The following is a 21,970-nucleotide window of genomic DNA, read 5'->3' on the forward strand; positions in this document are numbered from 1 at the left end:
ACGCCTTGTGAAATAGTGATACGGCAATCAGGCTATAAAATTTACCGAATTATCCCGTGTAATTGAGCAGTGCCGCGCCACCAGTAAGCCCCGCCCCTGCCGCTGTCAGCAGGATCAGATCACCTTTGCGATAGGCACTCTGCTCCAGAGACAGGCTAAGCGGAATAGTCGCTGCCGATGAGTTGCCGTAATCCCTGATCGTGCGAGCAGTTATCGCATTCCTCAGTTGCAACTGCTCGCCCACCGCATCAAAAATTCGCGCATTGGCCTGATGCGGCACAAAATGATTAATCGCAGAGGGTTCAACATCTGCTTGTTGTAAAACTGTTTTGCCGCATTCCGCCATGGTCTTCACCGCCTGTGCAAACATGGTACGGCCATCGCGCATCGTCATCAATGTTTCACCTGCCGGAATGCCGATCAGATCATAATTGCTGCCATCACTGGTGAGAGTGGAGCTGACAAGTTTACAAAGTCCCTCTTGGGATGGCGCCAGCACAACGGCTCCGGCCGCATCGCCAAACATCACAGCCGATGCACGCTCCTGTCGGTTGATACGACGCGAGAGAATATTGGCCGCAACAATCAGCACTGCCCGCCCCTGTGTTCGCACCAATGCATCCCCTATCACCAGCGCATAAAGAAAACCGGAGCAGGCACCGGCAAGATCAACAGCACCGGCACCTGTCAGTCCTAATTTATGTGCCAGCAAAGGTGCGGAAGGCGGCAAAAGATGATCAGGCGTAGATGTTGCCAGTAGCACCATGCCGATTTCAGATCGCGCTATACCAGCATTTGCCAGCGCCATGCGTCCGGCCTCAGCTGCAAGCTCTGTCAGCGTTTCACCATCCTCAACCCAATAGCGGCTACGGATACCGGTGCGGCGTTCAATCCAGCCTGCTTCAAGTCCAAGCTCGGCTTCAATCTCTGCGTTGAGCACCTGACGTTTCGGCACGGCATGACCAAAACCGATGATGGAAGACGGATAAACCCCGCTCATAATTTGCCGCTTTGCAACAGGTCTGCCGCCTGATCAATCAGCTGATAAGAACGCTGCAATTCCTGTTCTGTCACGCAATAAGGCGGCATCAGATAGAGCACATTACCAAGGGGGCGGAGCAACACATCATGCGCACGGAAAAATGCCTTCAGCCGTAAAGCCACATTCGAGAGATAACCGCTGCTTTGCGCTTTAACATCCAGTGCTGTGATGGTTCCGCATTGCCGGACATTCTCAAAACGAGGATCATTTTTGAAACGCGCCAACTCACAGCTCTGCATCACCTGCAAATTCTGCACCCTTTGCAAAACCGGCTCATCACGCCAGATGTGCAAATTAGCCAAACCAGCCGCACAGGCAATCGGGTTCGCCGTATAGGAACTCGAATGATAGAAAGTCCGGCCGCGATCGGTCGAGAGATGTGCTTCGAATATTTCCGGCACACACAGTGTCACGGCCAGAGGCAATGCTCCGCCGGTAATACCCTTAGAGAGACACAGAATATCCGGTGTAATACCGGCCTGCTCACTGGCAAATAAAGTGCCGGTACGTCCCCAGCCGGTCATGACCTCATCGCAGATCAACAGAACCCCATGCGCCTCGGCAATAGCTTTTAATTGCCGTAACACAACAGCGGGATAGATTTTCATGCCGCCTGCGCCGAGCACCAGCGGTTCGACAATCAGGGCAGCTAAGTCCCTGCCACGGCAGAGCTGTTCAAACGCATCCAGCGTTTGCTGTTCGCGCCCCTCGACGGGAAACGGAATTGTCGCCACATCATAAAGCAGAGCACCATAGGCGGCATTGAACACGCCGCGCTCACCGGCAGACATAGTGCCGATTGTGTCCCCATGATAGCTGCCCGCCATCACCGCAATTTTGAAGCGTGGCTCACCACGATTATGGAAATAGCCCAGCGCCATTTTCAGCGCCACTTCCACGCAAGTTGAACCGCTGTCGGAATAGAACACATGCGACAGGCCATGCGGCACAATACGGATCAGTTCCTGCGCTAATTGCTCCGCCGGTTCATGACTATATTCCGCAAAAATGATCTGGTCATATTGTTCTGTTGCTTCACGAATTGCCTGCATGATCTGCGGTGTGCGATGACCATGGGTAATCACCCACCAGGACGAGATCAGATCAAGAATTTGACGCCCGTCCTCATCGATCAGATAGGCACCTTCCGTGCGGGTAATCTTTTTCGTAACCGGTTCCAGCAGGTGCTGGGTAAACGGATGCCAGACCGGCGATGAAGAATAGTTCATCGGGCACCTCCGGTGAAATCATCCAGATTGAAGTTCTCCGCAAATGCTTGCCTCAATGTCTGCGGGTTCAGATCATCCAATACCGGCAGACGACCAAGGCGGCGCACCTTACCCAATTCACAGAGGATCCCTTCACTGTCCTCATGCGCATGGCCGATAAAAGCCACGCCGAGCACCGGAATATTGCGGTTACGCAGTGCCTCCAATGACAAAAGACTATGATTGATTGTACCAAGCTGTGTACGGGCGCAGAGAATGAGTGGTTGCTGCCAGCGGGCGAAAAGATCAAGATAAGTCTGGGATCGTGTCAGCGGCACCATCAAACCACCAGCACCTTCCACCACCAGCGGTCGCTCGCAATGTGGGATATTTAATGCTGCGGGATCGATTTCCACCCCCTCCTGCTCAGCCGAGAAATGCGGCGAGGCAGGCAGTTGCAAGCGCCATTGCTCAGGAAAAACGGGACAATCCGGCGCCAGACGGCGCACGGTCTCACTGTCTGTCTCTTCCTCCAGACCGGATTGCACCGGTTTCCAATAACTGCCTTGCAGGGCTTGGGTCAGTGCTGCGCTGAAAATGGTTTTGCCGATACCGGTATCGGTGCCACTGACAATAAATACGGGATTATTCATAGGAATGTGCAATCTGTTTGAGCACTTCAGCCATACGGGTGATCTGTGCCTCATCAACATTTAACGTGATAGAAATACGCAGCCGCGCAGTACCGAGCGGCACTGTCGGCGGACGAATGGCGCGAATATCAAAGCCATGATTTTGCATGGCCTCAGCCATTGCCACGGCGTGTTGATTATCGCCGATCAGATAGGGAATGATCTGCGAACCGCTTGGCTGTAAATATTGCCCAGCAAGGCGAATGAGTGTGTGTAATTTCTCACGCCGCTGTGGTTCTGCCGCCAAAACCTTCAAACTACCGCGCACAATTGCGGCCTGCAAAGGCGCTGGCGCAGTTGAGAAAATAAAGCCCCTTGCCCGATTAATCAGTACATCAATTAAAGGTTTTGCCGCGCAAACCAACGCACCGGAAGCACCAAGTGCCTTGCCGCAAGTATGCAGGATCAGCACATTATCCCGCCCCGCCAGCTCAGCCGTTAATCCCCGCCCGTCAGCACCGAACACACCGGTCGCATGCGCCTCGTCAATGTAAAGGAAACAGCCATAGCGATCTGCCAAATCGCTCAGCTCTGCGAGCGGAGCAAAATCACCATCCATAGAATAGAGGCTCTCAACCACCAGCCAGAGTTTGCCGCTTTTCTCTGTCGCACGAAATTGCCGGATGGCCGCTTCAAATGTTGCAATATCATTGTGCGGCACGCTTTTGGTCTTCGCTTTACCTGCCTGCAAGCCTGCATGAATACTGGCATGGATCAGCGCATCATAAAGCACCAGATCGCCAGCTTGGGGGAGCGTTGCAAACACCGCCTGATTGGCATCGAAACCGCTGGCGAAGTACAAAACTTGCGGTGCTTTAAAAAAAGCAGCGGCCTCTGCCTCCAGTGCTTCATGCTCCGGATGATTGCCGCGCAACAGACGCGAGCCACCGGAACCGACCGGCACGCCACGCTCCAGCGCTTCACAGGCAATATTGCGCAAATAGTCCGAGACAGCCAATGCCAGATAATCATTGGAGGAGAAATCTGCACCACGCGCCACGTTGAGACCACGCAACCGCCCCTTGTTCTCAAGCCGTTGCAATATCGCATTGTAAGGCTGCATCAGCATGTGCAGCTTTCCTCAGCCACAGTCTCAGCCTGTATGCCCAAACGCTTCAACAAATCCGCATCGCGGTCATCACCGGCATTGGCGGCAGTGAGCAGAACATCACCGATGAAAATTGAATTGGCGCCGGCGAAGAAACACATCGCCTGCATTTCATCGCTCATATTACTGCGCCCTGCGGTGAGACGCACATGAGATGTCGGCATCATAATTCGCGCTAAGGCGATAATTCGGATGAAAGCGATGGAATCCACTGGCTTAGCATTGGCAAGTTTGGAGCCTTCAATCGGGATCAGCATATTGATCGGCACGCTTTGCGGCACTTCCTCAAGATTGGCCAGCGTCACCAGCATATTGACGCGATCCTGCTCACTCTCCCCCATGCCGAGAATACCGCCGGAGCAGACATTGATACCGGCCATCCGCACATTATCCAGCGTATCCAGCCGGTCTGCGAATGTACGGGTGGTGATGATCTGCGGGTAAAATTCCTCAGACGTATCAATATTATGGTTGTAATAATCGAGCCCCGCCGCACCAAGACACTGCGCCTGCGGTAATGACAACATGCCAAGCGTCATGCAGGTTTCCATGCCCATGGCTTTGACGCCCTGAACCATGGCAACGACCATATCCATGTCGCGCTCTTTCGGGCTGCGCCATGCCGCCCCCATGCAATAACGGGTGGCACCGGCAGCTTTTGCCTGCCGCGCCTCGGCCAGCACACGCTCCACCTCCATCAATTTGGACGCCTTCAGACCGGTCGGATTATGCACGGACTGATTGCAGTAGAAGCAATCCTCAGGGCAACCACCGGTTTTGATACTCAGCAATTTGCTCATCTGCAGGCGGTTCGGGTCAAAGTTCTGCCGATGGATAACATGTGCCTGAAACATCAGATCATTAAACGGCAGATCATAGATGCGGCGCGCTTCTTCAGCCGTCCACCGTAGTTCAGCGGCATTTTCCTGAAGTCCGGATAGCGTTGCGGACAGAGACATGAATTTTCCCCTCTCATATCACTCGCATAAATTATAGATAATTTTACGAGATTCGGAATTTTCACCACACTTAGAGCGCCAAAATTTATAAGTCCATATAAAAATATCTATAATTTTAAATCAATATGCATATTCATGGATAATTTTATCTATAATTTAAGCGTACAATGCGCCGCATCCATCAAAAAATTGTCAGGCGCATGATTTCCGCACCTGTTGACGGGATTTTTGTATTATGCAGGCTGTTCCGATCAGAACCGTAAGAGAGAACCTATGATGCCGGTACATTTCAGACGTTTTTCGTTGCCTATACTGGCACTGGCCATCACTGTTATCGCCATGCATCCGGCAACTGCCACTGTGCCGCCCGGCGGCACAGAATATCTCAATAAAGCCTTGCAAGGATTTATTGTCCGGCTGGAAAAAACCACAGAAACAAAATTGCCGCCACGCTTATCCAACACGGAAGATGCAAAGGTGCTCGAAGCCCTGTGGAATGTACCTGCAATCATTGGACAGGCGCCTTATAAAGCCACAGATCTGCCGGTTCTGATGGATATTATGCAGCAGCAGGCGCAGATCACAACGGCTTATACGCAATTCTCACCAGACCCGCAGAAACAGGCTGACACCAAGAGCAACAGTATCGCTTTTCAGGATGAAATCATCCGTTCGACTGCAGCAATGATCAGCTTTATCAGCGCGACACTCGAAGCAGCAGGTGATTACGCATCCTCTGCGCCAGCCGACAAAAACGGCAAAGCGCAAACGGATGCAATTCTGAAATTACGCCTTGGGCTTCAACAAGTTATCAATGGCTCCGCACTGATGCTGAGCAATCCTGACCTCAATGCCCATAATCAGGAAAGACTGGCTCAGGCACTTGCTGATAATGCGACGATCATTGCCGCTTCTATCTCCTTGCAAGATCGCACAATGCTAAGCAATATTGTGAAAGGTGCCAAACCGGTTTTGCGTGAGACTGCCCGCCAGTCCGCAGATCAGTTTATCGCCACCATGGGAAATAAAGACTGCTCCGGCCTCTGTGCATTGCATTAAAAAATAAGGGAAAATAGCTAATGAAGCCCCTCTGGCTGGAAAAATTCTGGAACTCCCTGTCTCTGATCGGCATGCTGCTCGGCACTTTATTTTTTGCAGCTTCGCTCACGCCTTCACTGGTGCCGCGCCCTTTTCTGATACAGGGCGTATTGTCCGGCGCGTGTTTCGCCATCGGCTATGGCATCGGTGTTTTTCTGTTCTGGCTATGGAATTATCTGCAACTGCCAAAGCTTAAAGGCCGCATTTCTCATGCAGTTAAAATTGCTGCAATGGCTGTCACAGTCATCACCGCTATGGTGTTCTTGTGGCATGCGGCAGACGGGCAGAACTCCATCCGCTCCCTGATGGAACTGGAAAAGGTTGAAAGCGCACACCCGTTTAAAACCGGCCTGATCGCACTGATCACTTTTATTATTCTGATTGCCCTTGCCCGCCTGTTTCAGCTGATCTACCGCATTTCCAGCCGTTGGCTCGATCGCTACATCCCGCCACGCCTGTCGCGCTTTACCGGCTTTCTGATTGCCGCCGTGATTTTCAGCATGGCAATTAACGGCGTGCTGTTCCGTTTTGGCCTGCATGTCATGGACTCTTCATATCGCAAAATTGATGCGCTGATGGAAGCAGAAGTGCCGCAACCGCAAGACCCGCTGAAAAGCGGCAGCGCTGCCTCGCTGGTAAAATGGGATGAACTCGGGCGCATGGGACGCAGCTATGTCAGCTCCGGACCTGATGCACAGCAGATCAGCAATTTCACCGGCCGTCCGGCACAAAATCCATTGCGTGTCTATGTGGGTTTACGCTCGGCTGAAACCGCTAAAGAACGCGCCAAACTTGCGCTTCAGGAGATGATCCGCGTCGGCGCATTCGAGCGTTCATTACTGCTGGTGACCATCCCGACCGGCACCGGCTGGGTTGATGAGATGGGCATTGATCCGGTGGAATATCTCCATGACGGCGATATTGCGAGTGTTGCCGTGCAATATTCCTACCTCGCAAGCTGGCTCTCCCTGCTCGTCGAGCCAGGCTATGGCAGCGAAACTGCTACCGCTTTGTTTGATGAAGTTTACGATTACTGGACAAAGCTGCCGAAAGACACGCGTCCGAAACTCTATCTCTACGGCTTGAGCCTTGGCGCGATGAACTCGCAGCTTTCATCCGAGCTGTTTCAGGTTCTCGGCGATCCGTATCAGGGCGCTTTGTGGAGCGGCCCGCCATTCACCAGCCGTTTGTGGCGCTCCATCACCAATAACCGCAATGAAGGTACGCCGGAATGGTTACCGGAATTTCGTGATGGTTCCTATGCGCGCTTTACCAACCAGAATAATGCTTTGAAGCTGCCAAACAGTCATTGGGGCCCGATGCGGATTGTCTATCTGCAATATGCCAGTGATCCGATTGTGTTCTTTGACCCGAAAGATTTCTACCGCGAGCCGGATTGGATGAAGGCACCGCGTGGCCCTGATGTGTCTCCGCAGCTGAAATGGTATCCGGTTGTCAGCATGCTGCAACTGGCCATTGATCTGATGATGGCCACCACCACGCCAATCGGGCATGGCCATGTCTATGCGCCGCAGCATTATATTGACGCATGGGTAGAAGTAACCAATGTGAACTGGTCACAGGCAGATATTGACCGCCTGAAAGACTATTTCATCGCCAAACTGCCTAAGCCGGAATAAACAAAAACGGTGGCTCTGAAATACAGAGCCACCGGTAATAAGAGCATAACTTTAAAGTGTTAGAGCGCCGTGTACCAAGTATGGCACACGGCGCTCTAACTATGCAGATTGCGGCCAAGCGCTGTGAAAGCCGCCTCCTGAAACGCCTCGCCGCGTGTCGGATGCGCGTGAATGGTCTGCGCCACATCTTCCAGCACTGCGCCCATTTCCAATGCCAGTGCAAAACCATTGACCAGCTCAGACACATCATGGCCGACCGCCTGTATGCCCAGCACCAGATGATTATCCGCACGTGCGGTAATACGGACAAAACCCGTCTCATCCTGCTGGGTCATGGCACGACCATTGGCCATAAACGGAAAGCTGCCGGTGACAATATCATAGCCTTGCAATTTAGCCTGATCCGGCAGCAGACCGACACTCACCACCTCAGGATCGCTGAAACAAACCGATGGGATAACCGGCTCTTCGAAAGCAGATTTCTGTCCGGCGAGATGTTCTGCCAGCATCGTTCCTTGCGCCATCGCCCGATGTGCCAGCATCGGTTCCCCCGTCACATCGCCGATAGCCCAGACATTGAGCATAGATGTTGCGCAATGCTTATCAATGCGGACAAAAGCACCGTTCATCGCCAGATCAAGCCGTTCCAGCCCGAAACCGCTGATGTTCGGACGACGCCCGACGGCGACTAAGAACTTATCGGCCTCGACAACCACCGGCGTACCGTTGCCGTGTTCATGAACAAGCAGTGACTGTCCGTCTGCATTGAGACCCCGCGCCTCACAGCGCGTCATCACCGTAACGCCCAGAGCCGTCAGCCGCTTGCGTACCGGCATTGTCAGCTCCGCATCCCACAGCGGCAGAATACGGTCAGCCGCCTCGATAATCGTCACCTGCGAGCCAAGTTTGGCAAAAGCCGTACTCAGCTCCAATCCGATATAACCGGCACCAATGACTGCCAGCCGTTTCGGCACCTGTTCCAGCGCCAGTGCATCTGTTGAGGAAATAACATTGCCGCCGAAAGGCAAGGCACCGATCTGCATCGGCAGAGAACCGGTTGCCAGAACCAAATGTTTGGTGCGGATACGGGTGACGCCGGCTTTGCTATGTACCACGACAGTTTTGCCGTCGATGATCTCCGCCGCCCCTTTCAGCACCGTGACCTTCTGCTTTTTCAACAGACCTTCAACGCCACTGGTCAGCCGCCGCACAATGGCACCTTTCCAATTAAGCGTCTTGCCCCAATCCAGTGATACATCGCCGGTGCGCAAACCAAATACAGAACCGGATTGCTGGTTCAGTGCATGGTGATATGTATCGGCCGCATGGATCAGTGCCTTGGAAGGAATACAACCGATATTCAGGCAGGTGCCGCCCAGTTGCTCTTTCTCAACCAATATCACCGGCAATCCAAGCTGTCCGGCACGGATGGCAGCGACATAACCGGCGGGCCCGCCACCAATAATCAGCACATGTGTTGCAATATCTTCCATCTCACACCTCAATGAAAAGTGTTGCGGGAACTTCAAGCAATTGCCTGATGCGGCGGATAAAAGCGGCGGCCTCATAACCATCGACCATCCGGTGATCGAAAGAGGATGACAGGTTCATCATCTTGCGCGGCACAAACTGGTTATCCTGCCATTGCGGTCGTATCGCGATGCGGTTCACCCCGATAATCGCAACTTCCGGCTGGTTGATCACCGGCGTTGTCACCAGTCCGCCAAGATCACCAAGACTGGTGACTGTGATTGTAGAGCCGGAGAGTTCTTCGCGTTTCGCAACGCCTTCGCGCGCGGCCACAGCAAGTCGTGTGATTTCTGCAGCCATTGCCCAGAGATCCATCACTTCCGCATGATGCAGCACCGGCACCATCAATCCGGTTGGCGTTTGTGTTGCCATCCCGATATGGGCAGCCTGATGGCGGGTCAGCACCTGTGCTTCCTCATCATAAAGTGCATTCATCTGCGGAAAGTCCCGCAATGCCACGACCAGCGCGCGGAGAATAAACGGCAAGACCGTCAGTTTGCCACGCCGCTCCGCATGGCTTGCATTGAGTGTACTGCGCAGAATTTCCAGATCAGTGACATCCACCTCTTCCACATAGGAAAAATGTGCAACTTCACGGGAGGATCTGGCCATGCGCTCAGCTATTTTACGGCGCAGTCCGGTGATTTTGATCTGCTCTGTACCATCACGCCGCTGATAGGTTGCATTCTGGGCACTGCCGCCGCTGGCTGTGAAATGGTCAAGATCATCACGGGTAATGCGTCCTGCGGGACCACTGCCTTTAACATGGGAGAGATCAATTCCCAGCTCCCGCGCCAATGCCCTGACCGCAGGGGATGCAAGCGGTTTGTCATGGGGAATGGCTGACAAAACGGACTGCACCTGCTGAACCGGTGCCGAAACCGGCATTTCCGGAATTGCTTTTGCTGGAATTGGCCTGTCAGGCGCGACGGGTGTCTGCATGGCCTGATGCGGGAATGCCTCATCAGCACCAGTACCTTCCACCTCAATCTCAACCAGCATCGCACCAACAGCCATCACGGTTCCGGCTTCGGGGCCTGTCTCCACAATTATGCCTGCCACCGGCGACGGCACTTCCACCGTTGCCTTGTCCGTCATAACAGCTGCCAGCACCTGATCTTCCGTGATGACATCACCAACTTTGACATGCCATTCGACAATTTCAGCCTCGGCAACGCCTTCGCCAATATCCGGCATTTTAATGATCTTTTTCACCATTTATGCCTCCATTACCTGCAAAAGTGCCCGTCCGACCCGTTCCGGCCCCGGGAAATAATCCCATTCATGAGCATGCGGATAAGGGGTATCCCAGCCGGTCACCCGCAGGATCGGCGCTTCAAGATGATAGAAACAACGCTCCTGCACCTCTGCCGCCAATTGCGTACCGAAACCGGAAAGACGGGTGGCTTCATGGACAATCACACAGCGTCCGGTTTTGGCGACAGATGCCGTAATTGTATCAATATCCAGCGGCACCAGTGAACGCAGATCAATCACTTCTGCATCAATGCCGGTTTCTGAAACCGCAGCCTCTGCCACATAAACCATCGTGCCATAGGCCAGCACTGTGACGGCTGAACCTTGCCTGCGGATTGCGGCCTTACCGATCGGAATGGAATAATAGCCTTCCGGTGTTTCACTCAGAGCATGTTTTGACCACGGCACCACCGGCTGATCATAGTGACCATTGAAAGGCCCGTTATACAGCCGTTTCGGCTCCAGAAAGATCACCGGATCATCATTTTCAATCGCCGAGATCAGCAGACCTTTGGCATCATACGGATTGGACGGAATAATCGTCTGTAGTCCGGCGACATGCGTAAACACCGCTTCGGGACTCTGACTATGGGTCTGCGCACCGAAAATACCGCCGCCGCAGGGCATGCGAATTACCATCGGTGCGGTGTAATCACCGGCAGAACGAAACCGCAGACGGGCAGCTTCTGAGACAATCTGGTCATAGGCCGGATAGACATAATCCGCGAACTGGATTTCCACGACAGGGCGCAAGCCATAAGCGCCCATACCGACAGCAACCCCGACAATGCCGGATTCCGAAATCGGCGTATCAAAACAACGCGCCGCACCATATTTACGCTGCAGCCCTTCAGTGCAGCGAAACACCCCGCCGAAAAAGCCGACATCCTGACCGAACACGACCACCTTGTCGTCACGCTCCATCATCACATCCATCGCTTCACGAATGGCTTCAATCATTGTCCGTTTTGGCATGATCAATACCCCATCTGCTGGCGCTGTTCGCGCAAATGTTGCGGCATATCTTTATAGACATCCTCAAACATCGTTGCCGGACTGGCTTTCGGCCCTTCGTGCAAAGTGCCAAATTTCAAAGCCTCACGGGCGGCATCATTGATTTCTGCATCAATACCGGCGAGCAGCTGGACATTGCGCTCCTCGCTCCATTCTCCCATGCGGATCAGATGCTGTTTCAACCGCTCTACCGGATCACCCAGCGGCCAGCTATGCTCTTCCTCCTTGGCACGATATTTACTCGGATCATCCGAGGTGGAATGGGGCGCTACACGATAGGTCACCCACTCAATCAGCGTCGGTCCGAGATTGCGCCGCGCACGTTCTGCCGCCCAGTTGGAAGCCGCATAAACCGCCAGATAATCATTGCCGTCGACCCGCAAAGCCGGAATAGCAAAACCATGGGCGCGAGAGGCAAAACTGATATTCTCACCACCTGCCACACTCTGCGGCGATGATATTGCCCATTGATTATTGACGATGTTCAGCACCACCGGCGGGCGATAGACCGAAGCAAAAACCAGTGCCGCATGAAAATCGCTCTCGGCCGTTGAGCCGTCACCGATCCATCCGGCAGCAATTTTGCTATCGCCGCGCATAGCCGAAGCCATTGCCCAGCCAACGGCCTGCACAAATTGTGTTCCCAGATTACCGGAAATAGAGAAAAACCCGGCCTCCGGCACAGAATAGAAAATCGGCAGCTGCCGCCCTTTCAGATGATCTTTCTCATTGGAAAGCACCTGACACATCATATCGGTCAGTGACCAGTCCTGTGCAATCAGCAAGCCCTGCTGGCGATAGGTCGGGAAGTTCATATCCCCTTTTTGCATCACCATCTGGAATGCACAGGCAATCGCTTCTTCACCGGTACATTGCATATAGAACGAGGTTTGCCCCTGCCGCTGCATCCGCATCATACGCCGGTCATAGGCACGGGTTTTCAGCATAGAGCGCAAGCCATGGCGCAATTGCTCCGGTGTCAGATCCGGTATCCATTCGCCTTTGGCTTCACCATTGTCATCCAGCACACGTACCAGATTATAGGCCAGATCATGCATTTCGTAAGGGTCAGCATCGACCGGCGGACGGCGCATTTCACCCGCACGCGCAAAGCGTAAATGCGGATTAGGCGGTAGAGCACTTTCTCCCCGTAAGGTGCCGGGTATATGTAATGAGAGTGGCGGATATGACATGGCTGCATTTCTCCATTGGCTGGAACCGATACTGCATGCTGTTTCTGCCGCCCTCCCCTGAACGGCAGAATGTATTCCGTTTGTCCCCGTAACTGCTATTCCCTATATTTTCGGCCAAGGCCGTTGCTGCGGACGCAACTGTTCATAGGCATGGGCAAGCTGCAACACGCCAAGATCATCAAAACGCTGACCGATAATCTGTAAGCCGATCGGCAAACCTTTTTCCGTATAACCGCAATTGACAGAGACAGCAGGTTGCTCCGACATATTCATGGCAACAGTGAAGGCAATATGCTCGAACGGGCGTTGCGGATCATTCAGAGGCGATGCCCATTCTGCCGGATAAGTCGGCATTGGCGCTGTCGGTGAAATAATAAAATCATAAGAACTGATTGCCGCCAGAGCCGCATTGCGCATGGCCTCGATCTGCGCGAAGCCCTGATAGACCTGCGCACCGTTCAAATCCTTGCCGCCTTCTGCCCACTGATAAATATAAGGCAGGATTTTGGCCTGATTATCCGGTGTCATTTTGGAAATATCGCCCCATGAGCGCACCCGCCAGAAATGATCCAGCCCGTCAATCATCTCACGAGTGAGATAGCTCGGCACTTCCTCAACAATTGCACCGGCATTGGCAAAGGCTTGCGCTGCGGCTTCTACCGCCGCTTTGACCTCAGGTTCAACGACAGAGCCAAAACCGGCATCCAGCCACAGACCGATACGCAGATCTTTGACATCGCGCTCGAGATTCATCCAGTCAATGCGGCTGTAAGGCAGGCTCATCGGATCGCGGCGATCCGGCTTGGACAGAACTGACATATAGAGCGCGGCATCCGCAACTGTCCGTGTCATCGGGCCTGCAACACGCCCGATGAAAGGCGGATCAATCGGGATACGACCAAAAGAGGGTTTAAGCCCCACTACACCGCACCAACCAGCAGGCAGGCGGATGGAACCGCCAATATCTGTACCGATATGCAAAGGACCATAACCGGCAGCAGCGGCCGTTCCTGCCCCCGCACTTGAACCACCGGGATTGGTTGCCAGATCCCACGGATTGCGCGCCAGCTCATGAAAACTCGACAGGCCAGACGACAACATGCCGAGATCAGGCATTGTCGTTTTACCCAAAATAATACCGCCGCTCTCACGGGAACGGGCAGCAGGCGGGGCATCTTTTGCCGCCGGATTAAGCGGAATGGCCGCACAGCCGAGCGGTACCGGCAGACCTTTCGTAGCGATATTCTCTTTGATCGTCAGCGGCACGCCATCAATCGGCCCGCGTTCTTCTTTCCGCTTCCAGCGGCCTTCCGACAAGGTTGCCGCAGCCAGTGCTGCCTCCGGCTCAAAAGCCCACATCGCATGAAGCTGCGGCTCGCAGCGCTCAATCCGGTCAATCACGGATTCTGCCACTTCCACCGGCGACAGCGTACCCGCCTTATAACCGGCAACCATTTCCACAGCGCTTAAATCAGCAAGCTCAGACATATTTGCTCCCATTTCCCTGTCTGACGCGAACCTCTTGACGGGCTTTGCTGGTCAGATGGACATTCAGTTTTTCATCATAATGCTATTGTCACGGTGCTTTCACCCGCATTTTACGGCGACCTGAAAATGGCTTAGGCACGGCATTCACCAGTGCTTGTGTGTAGGGATGTTGCGGGTTGTCAAAGACCTCATTGGTCGGCCCTTCCTCAACAATTCTGCCCAAGTGAATGACCGCAACCCGATCTGTAATCACCCGCATCACGCCCAGATCGTGGCTGATAAACAAGTAAGACAGTCCGAATTGCTCCTGCAAATCCATCATCAGATTGAGCACCTGCGCCTGAATGGACACATCAAGTGCCGACACCGGCTCATCAGCAACAATCAGTTTCGGACGCGTGATCAGGGCGCGGGCAATGGCGATACGCTGGCGCTGACCACCGGAAAATTCATGCGGATATTTATCCGCAGCGGATGCGGGCAGGCCAACCGCCTCCAGTACCTGACGGATACGCTCCTCGCGGCTTTCTGCCGTTGTGGCATCCTCCAGTGATACAACCGGTTCTGCCAGAATACGGCGCACAGAATGGCGCGGATCGAGCGAACCATAAGGATCCTGAAAAATCGCCTGAAACTCCTTGCGCGCGGCTTTCAGCTCTGCCCGCCCCAGACTGTAGATATCCTTACCATTGATGGTCACACTACCGGATTGCGGCTTTTCCAGCCCCATCACTGAACGTGCCAATGTGGATTTGCCGGAACCGGACTCGCCGACAATGCCGAGACTTTCACCCTGCTTCAGGCTGAGGCTGACACCATGCAGCACCCGCAAATTTTGCGGCTTGGAAAGCAAGGATTGTTTTGGCAGCGTATAATCACGCACCAGATCACGCACTTCCAGAAGAGCGATCATACCATCACCTCATCTGTCAGCGGATGAAAACAGGCGACCCGATGCGCCACGTCGAGAAAATCCGTATTGCCTAACGGCGGCACTGTTGCACGGCAATCCGCCTGTACAAAACGACAGCGGTCAGCAAAACCGCATTGCGGCAAACGACTGAACGGATCGGGCACCACACCGGCAATCGTGGTCAGACGCTGGCGTTTATCCGTGTTTTCCGGCTTTGGCCGCATTGTCAGACTATGGGGAGAGGCTGCAAAAAGCCCGCGCGCATAGGGATGCGCCATATGGCGGAAAACATCCTGCGTATCGCCGGTTTCAACCACGCGTCCTGCATACATCACTGCAATGCGATCTGTCATTTCCGAGACTACACCGAGATCATGGGTAATCAACAGCAGTGCCGTGCCGCTCTCATCAATCAGTTCATCCAGCAGATCAAGAATTTGTGCCTGCACGGTGACGTCCAGCGCCGTGGTCGGCTCGTCAGCGATCAGCAGTTCCGGCTCGCAGGCCAGTGCCATGGCGATCATCACGCGCTGGCGCTGACCACCGGATAATTGGTGCGGATAAAGCTCCAGATCAAAACGCGGGGCAGCAAGACCGACACGATCCAGCAATCGCCGTGCTGTCTTATCGGCATCGGCACGGTTTTCTCTCAGATGCAGTCGACGGCCTTCACTGATCTGTGCACCGATGGTTTTGATCGGATTCAGCGCCGTCATCGGCTCCTGAAAAATCATCGCCATCTGCCTGCCGCGCATCGTGCAATGGGCAGCCTCTGAGATCGTCGTCAGATCCTGCCCGTCAAAGCGCAGGGTTCCGCTTAAAGCCATACGATGCGGCAGCAGCCCCATGACAGCCAATGCAGTGATGGATTTGCCGGAGCCGGATTCCCCGACAATACCCAGACGCTCACCACGGTTTAATGTCAGCGTGATGCCGGACAGAATTTCGGCTTGCCTGCCTCCGGCTTGCAAATGCACGCCCAGATCACGGATTTCGAGAAGCGGTGTGGTCATCTCTCTCTCCTGACACGCGGGTCGAGTATATCACGCAAACCATCCCCCAACATATTCAACCCGAGAACAGCAAAGGTAATGGCCAGCCCCGGAAAAATCGCCAGATGCGGCGCATCATAAATATAAGTCTGCGCATCATTGAGCATCTTGCCCCAACTTGGCATTGGCGGCTGCGTACCAAGACCAACATAAGACAATCCCGCTTCAGCCACGATCGCCAAGGCAAACTGAATGGTCGCCTGCACGATCAGCACATGACCGATATTCGGCAGAATGTGATCCAGCGTAATCGCCACATCACCGCGCCCCGCACAGCGGGCGGCCAAGACATAATCGCGCTTCCACAGCCCCATCGACGCGCCACGGGTGATACGGGCGAAAACCGGAATATTGAAAATACCAATAGCGATCATCGCATTAACCGCACCGGGGCCAAATACGGCAGTGATAATCACTGCTGTCAGCAGTGCCGGAAAAGCAAAAGCCAGATCAGTCATGCGCATGACAAAACCGTCGATCATACCGCCGCGTGCAGCCGCATAGGCGCCAAGCGGCACGCCAAGCCCCATACCAACCGCAACAGCAATCAAAGCCACCGACAAAGAGTTGCGCGCACCGACCATAACCATCGACAGCACATCACGGCCAAGTGCATCGGTGCCCAGCCAATGCTGCATCGACGGCCCCTGCAATTTGCGCAGAATATTCATGCCTGTGGGGCTGTAAGGTGTCCAGACCAGTGACAGTACGGCCAGTCCGATCAGAAATCCGGTAATAATTGTCCCGATCAACAGGCTGCGGCTCAGTCCGAAAGACAGCAAGACCATACGGCTGCGACGGGAGAAGTTCTCTGCCATGCTCATGCCCGCACTCCTGTAGAGAGACGCGGATCAAGAAAGCCATAAGCCATATCCACCAAAAAGTTCACCGCAATCACACTGGCTGCCAGCAAAGTCACCAGCGACTGCACTGTGACCAGATCGCGCTGTGCAATTGACTGGAAAATCAAACGGCCAAGACCCGGCAGATTGAACACGTTTTCAATAATGATCGTACCGGCCAGCAGGAATGAGAATTGCAGACCCAAGATCGTCACCACAGGGATCAGGGCATTGGGCGTCGCATGTTTCCACAATGCTGCGTTGCGGCTCAGCCCCTTGGCGCGTGCTGTACGCACAAAATCTTCGCTCAGGGTTTCCAACACTGCGGAACGGGTAACACGCGCCAGAATGGCAGCCAGCGGCAAGGCCAGAGCCACGGCTGGCAGGAACAGCGAGCGGGTGCCTGCCCACAGACCATTTTCCCAACCGGCAAAACCGGAGGCCGGAAACCAGCCAAGTGTGAGGGCAAAAAACAGGATCAGCAGCAGACCGAGCCAGAAATTCGGGATCGCCACACCAATCTGTGCAACGCCCATCCCCACCACATCGGTTGCACTGCCGCGCTTTGAAGCGACGATCACACCAAGAGGAATGGCAATCACCACCGAGAGGATCATTGCCAGCACCGCCAGAGGTAAAGTCACCTGCAAGCGTGGCCCGATCAGCTCACTGATCGGCACAGAATAAGTATAGCTGGTGCCGAAATCACCAACCGGAAAGCCGGTAATCCAATTGAAATAACGAACAATCAGCGGAGCATCGAGACCGAGCTGTTTTTGCAAGGCCGCCAAAGTGTCCGGTTGCGCATTAATGCCGAGCATAATCGCTGCCGGATCGCCCGGAAGCACCTGCATAAGCAGGAAAACGATGACTGAGGCCGCCAGCGTCGTCAGGATCAGAGAGATCAGACGCCCTGTAAAATAACGCAGCAAATGCGGCCTCCTTCAATATTCATTTCAGCATCAACAGGATCAGTCTGCCCAATACACACTGGTCAGGTCATTGGCCGGAATGGTCTGATTTTTCCACATACCTTTGAGCTTCTTGTCCCAGACACCGATTTTCGGCAGGGCATAGAGAAACACATTCGGCTCATCTTCAGCGAGCTTGCGCTGCAACTGTCCAAGCAGTTCAAGCTGTTGCTTGTCGTCTGTCGCTTCTGCGAACTGCTTGTAGATCGCCTTATATTCAGGGCTGTTATAGTTGAAGTAGTATTTGTCCCGCGCATAGATATCGAGATCGCGGGTTTCCACATGAGCGATGATCGTCGCGTCGAAATCGCTGCGGGCAAAGACCTGATCCAGCCATTGTGCGAACTCAACCGGCACCAGCTTCACCTCAATGCCAACCTCTGCCAGCATTGCCGCAATCACCTCACCGCCACGGCGTGCATAGGCAGGCGGCGGCAGCATAATGGTGACGGAAGTCCCTGCAGGCACACCGGCTTCGGCCAGCAGCGCTTTAGCCTTCGCCACATCATAAGGATAGGTATCACTCAGATCGACATAGCCCGGTTCAGCCGGTGTGTAATGGGCACCGATGGTCTTAGCGAGACCGGTGGTGATCGCTTCCTGCACAACATTGCGGTCGATGGCATGGGCAAGCGCGCGGCGCACCCGCACATCATCAAACGGCTTGCGCGCATTGTTAAGCGACATAATCACCTTGCCAGCCGTCGAGCCGACTTCAACGCTAAGACGTTCATCGCTTTGCAGACGGCTGATCAGCTCCGGTGCCGGAAACTCCGGAAAAGCATCGACATCACCGGCCATAACCGCAGCGGCAGCCGCTGACGGATCACTGATAAAGCGGAAAGTCACAGCGGAGAGTTTCGCAGGCTCCCCCCAATAATCAGGATTGCGTTCGAACTCGATGCGATCGCCCTGCAGCCAACGCTTGAATTTAAACGGCCCTGTGCCAACCGGATTGGTCTTGTTGGTGGCAATCGTATCCGGAGCCATCATTACTGCATCGCCCCAGCCCATCCCGAACAGGAAAGTAGAGGACGGATGTTTCAGTGTTACAACGGCGGTTGCCGGATCAGGACATTCAGTCTTTTCAATCGGCGCGAACAGTGCCTTCTGAGCATTGGTGGAATCCGGAGCCATAGCGCGGTCATAAGTGAATTTCACCACGGAACAGTCGAATGCCGTGCCGTTATGAAACTTCACACCCTGACGCAGCTTGAATGTATAGCTCAGATTATCCGGAGAAATCGCCCAGCTTTCCGCGAGGTTCGGCTTAACTGCACCTTCTTCATCAATCCGCACCAGACCTTCATAAAGATTGTTATAGGTCAGCCGGCGGATGGAAGCCGCAGCATTTGCTGTCGGGTCCATACCCGGAGGTTCCAGCACCTCGCCGATTGCCAATGTATCTTTTGCCAACCCTGAACCGCTCGCCGCTACAACAGCAATCCCCGTCATTGCTGCCAGCATGAGCTGTCCGGTCAAATATTTATATCGCATTGCCTGTCCCCTTATTTATCACATCCTGATGATGCTCAGGAATTACCGGAATAGAGCTGGCCGACTTTAGAGCATTTCCTGCTTATCTTGAACCGTAGAAAACGCTCTATCTTTTTGTTTTTACGCGTATCTTATCTGAAAACTGCTTCACTCTTTCGGGATACGCTCTAACGAACCACTGATCATTCAAATAGTTATCACTATTCGATCAGTCATTTCAGATTGAACGCCCGCCATCCACATCCAATGCAACACCGGTAATCATACTGGCTGCCGGTGAGCACAGGAATGCAGCGCTTTCCGCCAGATCTTCCGGTTTCAGCAGGCGACCGAGCGGAATGGAAGCGCGGAATTTCTGACGGATTTCCTCCGTATCCTCACCCATAAATGTCGTGAGCAACGGGGTTTCACCCGCTACAGGATTGAGCGCATTGACGCGGATATTCTCCGGTGCCAGCTCAATTGCCAGCGCTTTAGTGGCAGATACAACCCAGCCCTTGGTGGCATTATACCATGTCAGATTAGGGCGCGGACGGGCAGCCCCTGTCGAAGCAATATTGAGAATAACGCCGCCGCCATTGTCTTTAAAATGCGGGATCAAAGCGCGGCTCATCAGGTAAATACCGCGGATATTCACCCCGACAATACGGTCAAATTCATCCGGCTGCACGTTTTCTGCCGGCTGTGGCTTATGGCCGATACCGGCATTATTGATGAGAATATCCACCCGCCCGAATTGCATAATTGCCTGCCGCACGGCTTCAGCCACGCCGCTTTCCGATGCAATATCGGCCTCAACCGCCAGAGCATGTGCGCCCAATTCACCGGCCACACGTTTTGCACCCGCAGCATCACGGTCGACCACCACAACATTTGCGCCTTCCCGCACAAATTTACGCGCCATAGCCTCGCCGAAACCAGAGCCTGCACCGGTAATAATCGCGGTTTTCTTATCGAGCGAACCAGTCATTGAATTATATTCTCCCATGCGAATTTTGCGGATCAGCCGTGATAGACAGAAATGGTTTTCAGCGTGGCAAAGCCATAAAGCGCCTCGAACCCTTTTTCACGACCATGGCCGGAGCGTTTCACCCCACCGAAAGGCAATTCAATACCGCCGCCTGCACCATAATTATTGATAAACACCTGTCCGGCCTGCACTGCATGCGCCATACGCAATTGCCGCGCACCGTCCTTTGTCCAGACACCGCAAACCAGTCCGTAAGGCGTGCTATTGGCGAGAGCCATGGCTTCCTCTTCCGTATCGAATGGCATGATCACCTGTACGGGGCCGAAAATTTCTTCCTGCACCAACCGGTGCTGCGGCGGCACATCACGCAACAAAGTCGGGCGCACATAGGCACCATTCTTCGGCGCATCAGCAGCCAGTTCACCTTGCGCAGCAATCTGCAAACCGTCTTGTTCTGCCAGTTTCAGATAGTCTTCAACAATGGCTTTCTGGCGGGTGGAAACAACGGGGCCCAGCGACAGATCAGCTTCTGCCGCACCAACTTTAAGAGCACGGTAGCGCGCACTCATACCGGCGATAACCTGTTCATAAACCTCGCGCTGCACCAGAATGCGTGAGGACGCAGAGCAGGTCTGCCCCGCATTCTGAATGCCTGCATTGACCAGAAACGGTAATGCGCGCTCAATATCCGCATCGGCGAACACGATCTGCGGGGATTTGCCGCCGAGTTCCAGTGTTACCGGCACAGCATTTTTAGCCGCTGCCGCCTGCACTGCCTCACCGGTACGCAAAGAACCGGTGAAAGAAATATGATTGATATCAGGATGCGAAGACAAAGCCGCTCCGGCCTCAACACCCAAACCGGTCACCACATTCAACGCACCGGCAGGCAGACCAGCCTCATGGACGATGCGGGCAAATTCGAGGATAGTCAGGCAGGCTTCTTCCGCCGGTTTCACCACAGCGGCATTGCCCATCGCCAGCGCCGCACCAAGGCTGCGGCCAAGGATCTGCATCGGATAATTCCACGGAATAATATGCCCTGTCACACCATGCGGTTCATAGACAGACAGCACTGTGAAACCGTTCTGATAAGGCAGCGTATCTCCATGCACCTTATCTGCGGAAGCACCGTAAAATTCCAGATAACGTGCCAGCGCCACCACATCAGCACGTGCCTGTGTCAAAGGTTTACCAACGTCACGCGCTTCCAGCACCGTCAAAAGATCAATCTCGCGCAATACCACATCCGAGATTTTATGAAGAATACGGCCGCGCTCAGTTGCGGTCAGCTTGCCCCATGCACCGGACAGAGCATGACGGGCAGAAGCTACAGCGAGATCGATATCGGCCTGCGTACCGCGGGCAATCAATGCCAGATCACTGCCATCCGACGGATTTTTCAGCGTCAGAACCTCGCCTTGCACGGCATCTTGCCACACACCATTGATCAGATTGCCGTAGCGACGCAGTCCGTTTTCTTGCTCCTGTGCCAT

General features: G+C 54.0%; 19 protein-coding genes. 2 read left to right on the plus strand and 17 right to left on the minus strand.

Annotated elements, in window-relative coordinates; all coding sequences use genetic code 11:
• Positions 1 to 49: 49 nt before the first annotated feature.
• Genes DFR47_RS05465 through bioB form a run of 5 tightly spaced genes read right to left on the minus strand, consistent with a single transcriptional unit; the run spans position 50 to position 5,009 of the window.
• The gene (locus tag DFR47_RS05465) at positions 50 to 1,000 is read right to left on the minus strand and encodes a beta-ketoacyl-ACP synthase III (RefSeq protein ID WP_113943402.1); all 951 of its coding nucleotides are present in this window, start codon (positions 998 to 1,000) and stop codon (positions 50 to 52) included.
• On the minus strand, positions 997 to 2,271 hold the full coding sequence (locus DFR47_RS05470) for an adenosylmethionine--8-amino-7-oxononanoate transaminase (protein ID WP_113943403.1): 1,275 nt from the start codon (positions 2,269 to 2,271) through the stop codon (positions 997 to 999). Before DFR47_RS05470 ends, DFR47_RS05465 begins: the two co-directional genes overlap by 4 nt.
• Complete coding sequence (gene bioD, locus DFR47_RS05475; RefSeq protein WP_113943404.1) at positions 2,268 to 2,903, minus strand: dethiobiotin synthase; 636 nt, start codon at positions 2,901 to 2,903, stop codon at positions 2,268 to 2,270. The genes DFR47_RS05470 and bioD overlap by 4 nt, the downstream gene beginning before the upstream one ends.
• Positions 2,896 to 4,011 (minus strand): 8-amino-7-oxononanoate synthase, encoded by a 1,116-nt coding sequence (locus tag DFR47_RS05480; protein ID WP_113943405.1) that lies wholly within the window; start codon positions 4,009 to 4,011, stop codon positions 2,896 to 2,898. Before DFR47_RS05480 ends, bioD begins: the two co-directional genes overlap by 8 nt.
• On the minus strand, positions 4,005 to 5,009 hold the full coding sequence (gene bioB, locus DFR47_RS05485; protein ID WP_113943406.1) for a biotin synthase BioB: 1,005 nt from the start codon (positions 5,007 to 5,009) through the stop codon (positions 4,005 to 4,007). The genes DFR47_RS05480 and bioB overlap by 7 nt, the downstream gene beginning before the upstream one ends.
• A 273-nt stretch (positions 5,010 to 5,282) precedes the next feature.
• On the opposite strand from bioB, the gene DFR47_RS05490 reads away from it, so the two are divergent.
• Together DFR47_RS05490 and DFR47_RS05495 are read left to right on the plus strand one after the other, a co-directional pair.
• Entirely contained in the window at positions 5,283 to 6,068 is a 786-nt protein-coding gene (locus tag DFR47_RS05490; protein ID WP_113943407.1) for a hypothetical protein, read from the plus strand.
• Between the two features lie 20 nt (positions 6,069 to 6,088).
• Positions 6,089 to 7,747 (plus strand): alpha/beta hydrolase, encoded by a 1,659-nt coding sequence (locus DFR47_RS05495; protein WP_113943408.1) that lies wholly within the window; start codon positions 6,089 to 6,091, stop codon positions 7,745 to 7,747.
• Between the two features lie 95 nt (positions 7,748 to 7,842).
• Here DFR47_RS05495 and lpdA read toward each other — a convergent pair whose 3' ends face one another.
• From lpdA to DFR47_RS05555, 12 genes are all read right to left on the minus strand, one after another.
• The gene (gene lpdA / locus DFR47_RS05500; protein ID WP_113943409.1) at positions 7,843 to 9,240 is read right to left on the minus strand and encodes a dihydrolipoyl dehydrogenase; all 1,398 of its coding nucleotides are present in this window, start codon (positions 9,238 to 9,240) and stop codon (positions 7,843 to 7,845) included.
• Position 9,241: 1 nt separating this feature from the next.
• Positions 9,242 to 10,495 (minus strand): dihydrolipoamide acetyltransferase family protein, encoded by a 1,254-nt coding sequence (locus DFR47_RS05505; protein WP_113943410.1) that lies wholly within the window; start codon positions 10,493 to 10,495, stop codon positions 9,242 to 9,244.
• Positions 10,496 to 11,509, minus strand: coding sequence for an alpha-ketoacid dehydrogenase subunit beta (locus DFR47_RS05510; protein WP_113943411.1), 1,014 nt, complete (start codon positions 11,507 to 11,509; stop codon positions 10,496 to 10,498).
• 2 nt (positions 11,510 to 11,511) lie between these two features.
• Positions 11,512 to 12,741 (minus strand): thiamine pyrophosphate-dependent enzyme, encoded by a 1,230-nt coding sequence (locus DFR47_RS05515; protein ID WP_113943412.1) that lies wholly within the window; start codon positions 12,739 to 12,741, stop codon positions 11,512 to 11,514.
• A 102-nt stretch (positions 12,742 to 12,843) separates the two neighbouring features.
• Entirely contained in the window at positions 12,844 to 14,229 is a 1,386-nt protein-coding gene (locus DFR47_RS05520; RefSeq protein ID WP_113943929.1) for an amidase, read from the minus strand.
• 88 nt (positions 14,230 to 14,317) lie between these two features.
• On the minus strand, positions 14,318 to 15,142 hold the full coding sequence (locus DFR47_RS05525) for an ATP-binding cassette domain-containing protein (RefSeq protein WP_113943413.1): 825 nt from the start codon (positions 15,140 to 15,142) through the stop codon (positions 14,318 to 14,320).
• Positions 15,139 to 16,155, minus strand: a complete 1,017-nt coding sequence (locus DFR47_RS05530; RefSeq protein ID WP_113943414.1) for an ABC transporter ATP-binding protein — start codon at positions 16,153 to 16,155, stop codon at positions 15,139 to 15,141. Before DFR47_RS05530 ends, DFR47_RS05525 begins: the two co-directional genes overlap by 4 nt.
• On the minus strand, positions 16,152 to 17,012 hold the full coding sequence (locus DFR47_RS05535; protein WP_374788343.1) for an ABC transporter permease: 861 nt from the start codon (positions 17,010 to 17,012) through the stop codon (positions 16,152 to 16,154). The genes DFR47_RS05530 and DFR47_RS05535 overlap by 4 nt, the downstream gene beginning before the upstream one ends.
• 2 nt (positions 17,013 to 17,014) lie before the next feature.
• On the minus strand, positions 17,015 to 17,968 hold the full coding sequence (locus DFR47_RS05540; RefSeq protein ID WP_113943416.1) for an ABC transporter permease: 954 nt from the start codon (positions 17,966 to 17,968) through the stop codon (positions 17,015 to 17,017).
• Between the two features lie 39 nt (positions 17,969 to 18,007).
• A complete protein-coding gene (locus DFR47_RS05545) occupies positions 18,008 to 19,474 on the minus strand; it encodes an ABC transporter substrate-binding protein (RefSeq protein WP_113943930.1) in 1,467 nt (488 codons plus the stop codon).
• A gap of 247 nt (positions 19,475 to 19,721) precedes the next feature.
• Complete coding sequence (locus DFR47_RS05550) at positions 19,722 to 20,474, minus strand: glucose 1-dehydrogenase (RefSeq protein WP_113943931.1); 753 nt, start codon at positions 20,472 to 20,474, stop codon at positions 19,722 to 19,724.
• 32 nt (positions 20,475 to 20,506) lie between these two features.
• Positions 20,507 to 21,970 carry an aldehyde dehydrogenase family protein gene (locus DFR47_RS05555; protein ID WP_113943417.1) on the minus strand — a complete coding sequence of 488 codons (1,464 nt, stop codon included), beginning with the start codon at positions 21,968 to 21,970 and terminating at the stop codon, positions 20,507 to 20,509.

The sequence above is a fragment of the Pseudochrobactrum asaccharolyticum genome (genome assembly GCF_003314995.1).
GTDB classification, from domain to species: domain Bacteria; phylum Pseudomonadota; class Alphaproteobacteria; order Rhizobiales; family Rhizobiaceae; genus Pseudochrobactrum; species Pseudochrobactrum asaccharolyticum.

Excerpts from the sequence above, each read along its gene's own strand:
- DFR47_RS05505 (WP_113943410.1), bottom strand. The coding sequence starts at position 10,495 with ATGGTGAAAAAGATCATTAAAATGCCGGATATTGGCGAAGGCGTTGCC.
- DFR47_RS05495 (WP_113943408.1), top strand. The coding sequence starts at position 6,089 with ATGAAGCCCCTCTGGCTGGAAAAATTCTGGAACTCCCTGTCTCTGATC.
- DFR47_RS05465 (WP_113943402.1), bottom strand. The coding sequence starts at position 1,000 with ATGAGCGGGGTTTATCCGTCTTCCATCATCGGTTTTGGTCATGCCGTG.
- DFR47_RS05470 (WP_113943403.1), bottom strand. The coding sequence starts at position 2,271 with ATGAACTATTCTTCATCGCCGGTCTGGCATCCGTTTACCCAGCACCTG.
- DFR47_RS05530 (WP_113943414.1), bottom strand. The coding sequence starts at position 16,155 with ATGACCACACCGCTTCTCGAAATCCGTGATCTGGGCGTGCATTTGCAA.
- DFR47_RS05520 (WP_113943929.1), bottom strand. The coding sequence starts at position 14,229 with ATGTCTGAGCTTGCTGATTTAAGCGCTGTGGAAATGGTTGCCGGTTAT.
- lpdA (WP_113943409.1), bottom strand. The coding sequence starts at position 9,240 with ATGGAAGATATTGCAACACATGTGCTGATTATTGGTGGCGGGCCCGCC.
- DFR47_RS05515 (WP_113943412.1), bottom strand. The coding sequence starts at position 12,741 with ATGTCATATCCGCCACTCTCATTACATATACCCGGCACCTTACGGGGA.
- DFR47_RS05490 (WP_113943407.1), top strand. The coding sequence starts at position 5,283 with ATGATGCCGGTACATTTCAGACGTTTTTCGTTGCCTATACTGGCACTG.
- DFR47_RS05545 (WP_113943930.1), bottom strand. The coding sequence starts at position 19,474 with ATGCTGGCAGCAATGACGGGGATTGCTGTTGTAGCGGCGAGCGGTTCA.
- bioD (WP_113943404.1), bottom strand. The coding sequence starts at position 2,903 with ATGAATAATCCCGTATTTATTGTCAGTGGCACCGATACCGGTATCGGC.
- DFR47_RS05510 (WP_113943411.1), bottom strand. The coding sequence starts at position 11,509 with ATGCCAAAACGGACAATGATTGAAGCCATTCGTGAAGCGATGGATGTG.
- DFR47_RS05480 (WP_113943405.1), bottom strand. The coding sequence starts at position 4,011 with ATGCTGATGCAGCCTTACAATGCGATATTGCAACGGCTTGAGAACAAG.
- bioB (WP_113943406.1), bottom strand. The coding sequence starts at position 5,009 with ATGTCTCTGTCCGCAACGCTATCCGGACTTCAGGAAAATGCCGCTGAA.
- DFR47_RS05555 (WP_113943417.1), bottom strand. The coding sequence starts at position 21,970 with ATGGCACAGGAGCAAGAAAACGGACTGCGTCGCTACGGCAATCTGATC.
- DFR47_RS05525 (WP_113943413.1), bottom strand. The coding sequence starts at position 15,142 with ATGATCGCTCTTCTGGAAGTGCGTGATCTGGTGCGTGATTATACGCTG.
- DFR47_RS05535 (WP_374788343.1), bottom strand. The coding sequence starts at position 17,012 with ATGGCAGAGAACTTCTCCCGTCGCAGCCGTATGGTCTTGCTGTCTTTC.
- DFR47_RS05550 (WP_113943931.1), bottom strand. The coding sequence starts at position 20,474 with ATGACTGGTTCGCTCGATAAGAAAACCGCGATTATTACCGGTGCAGGC.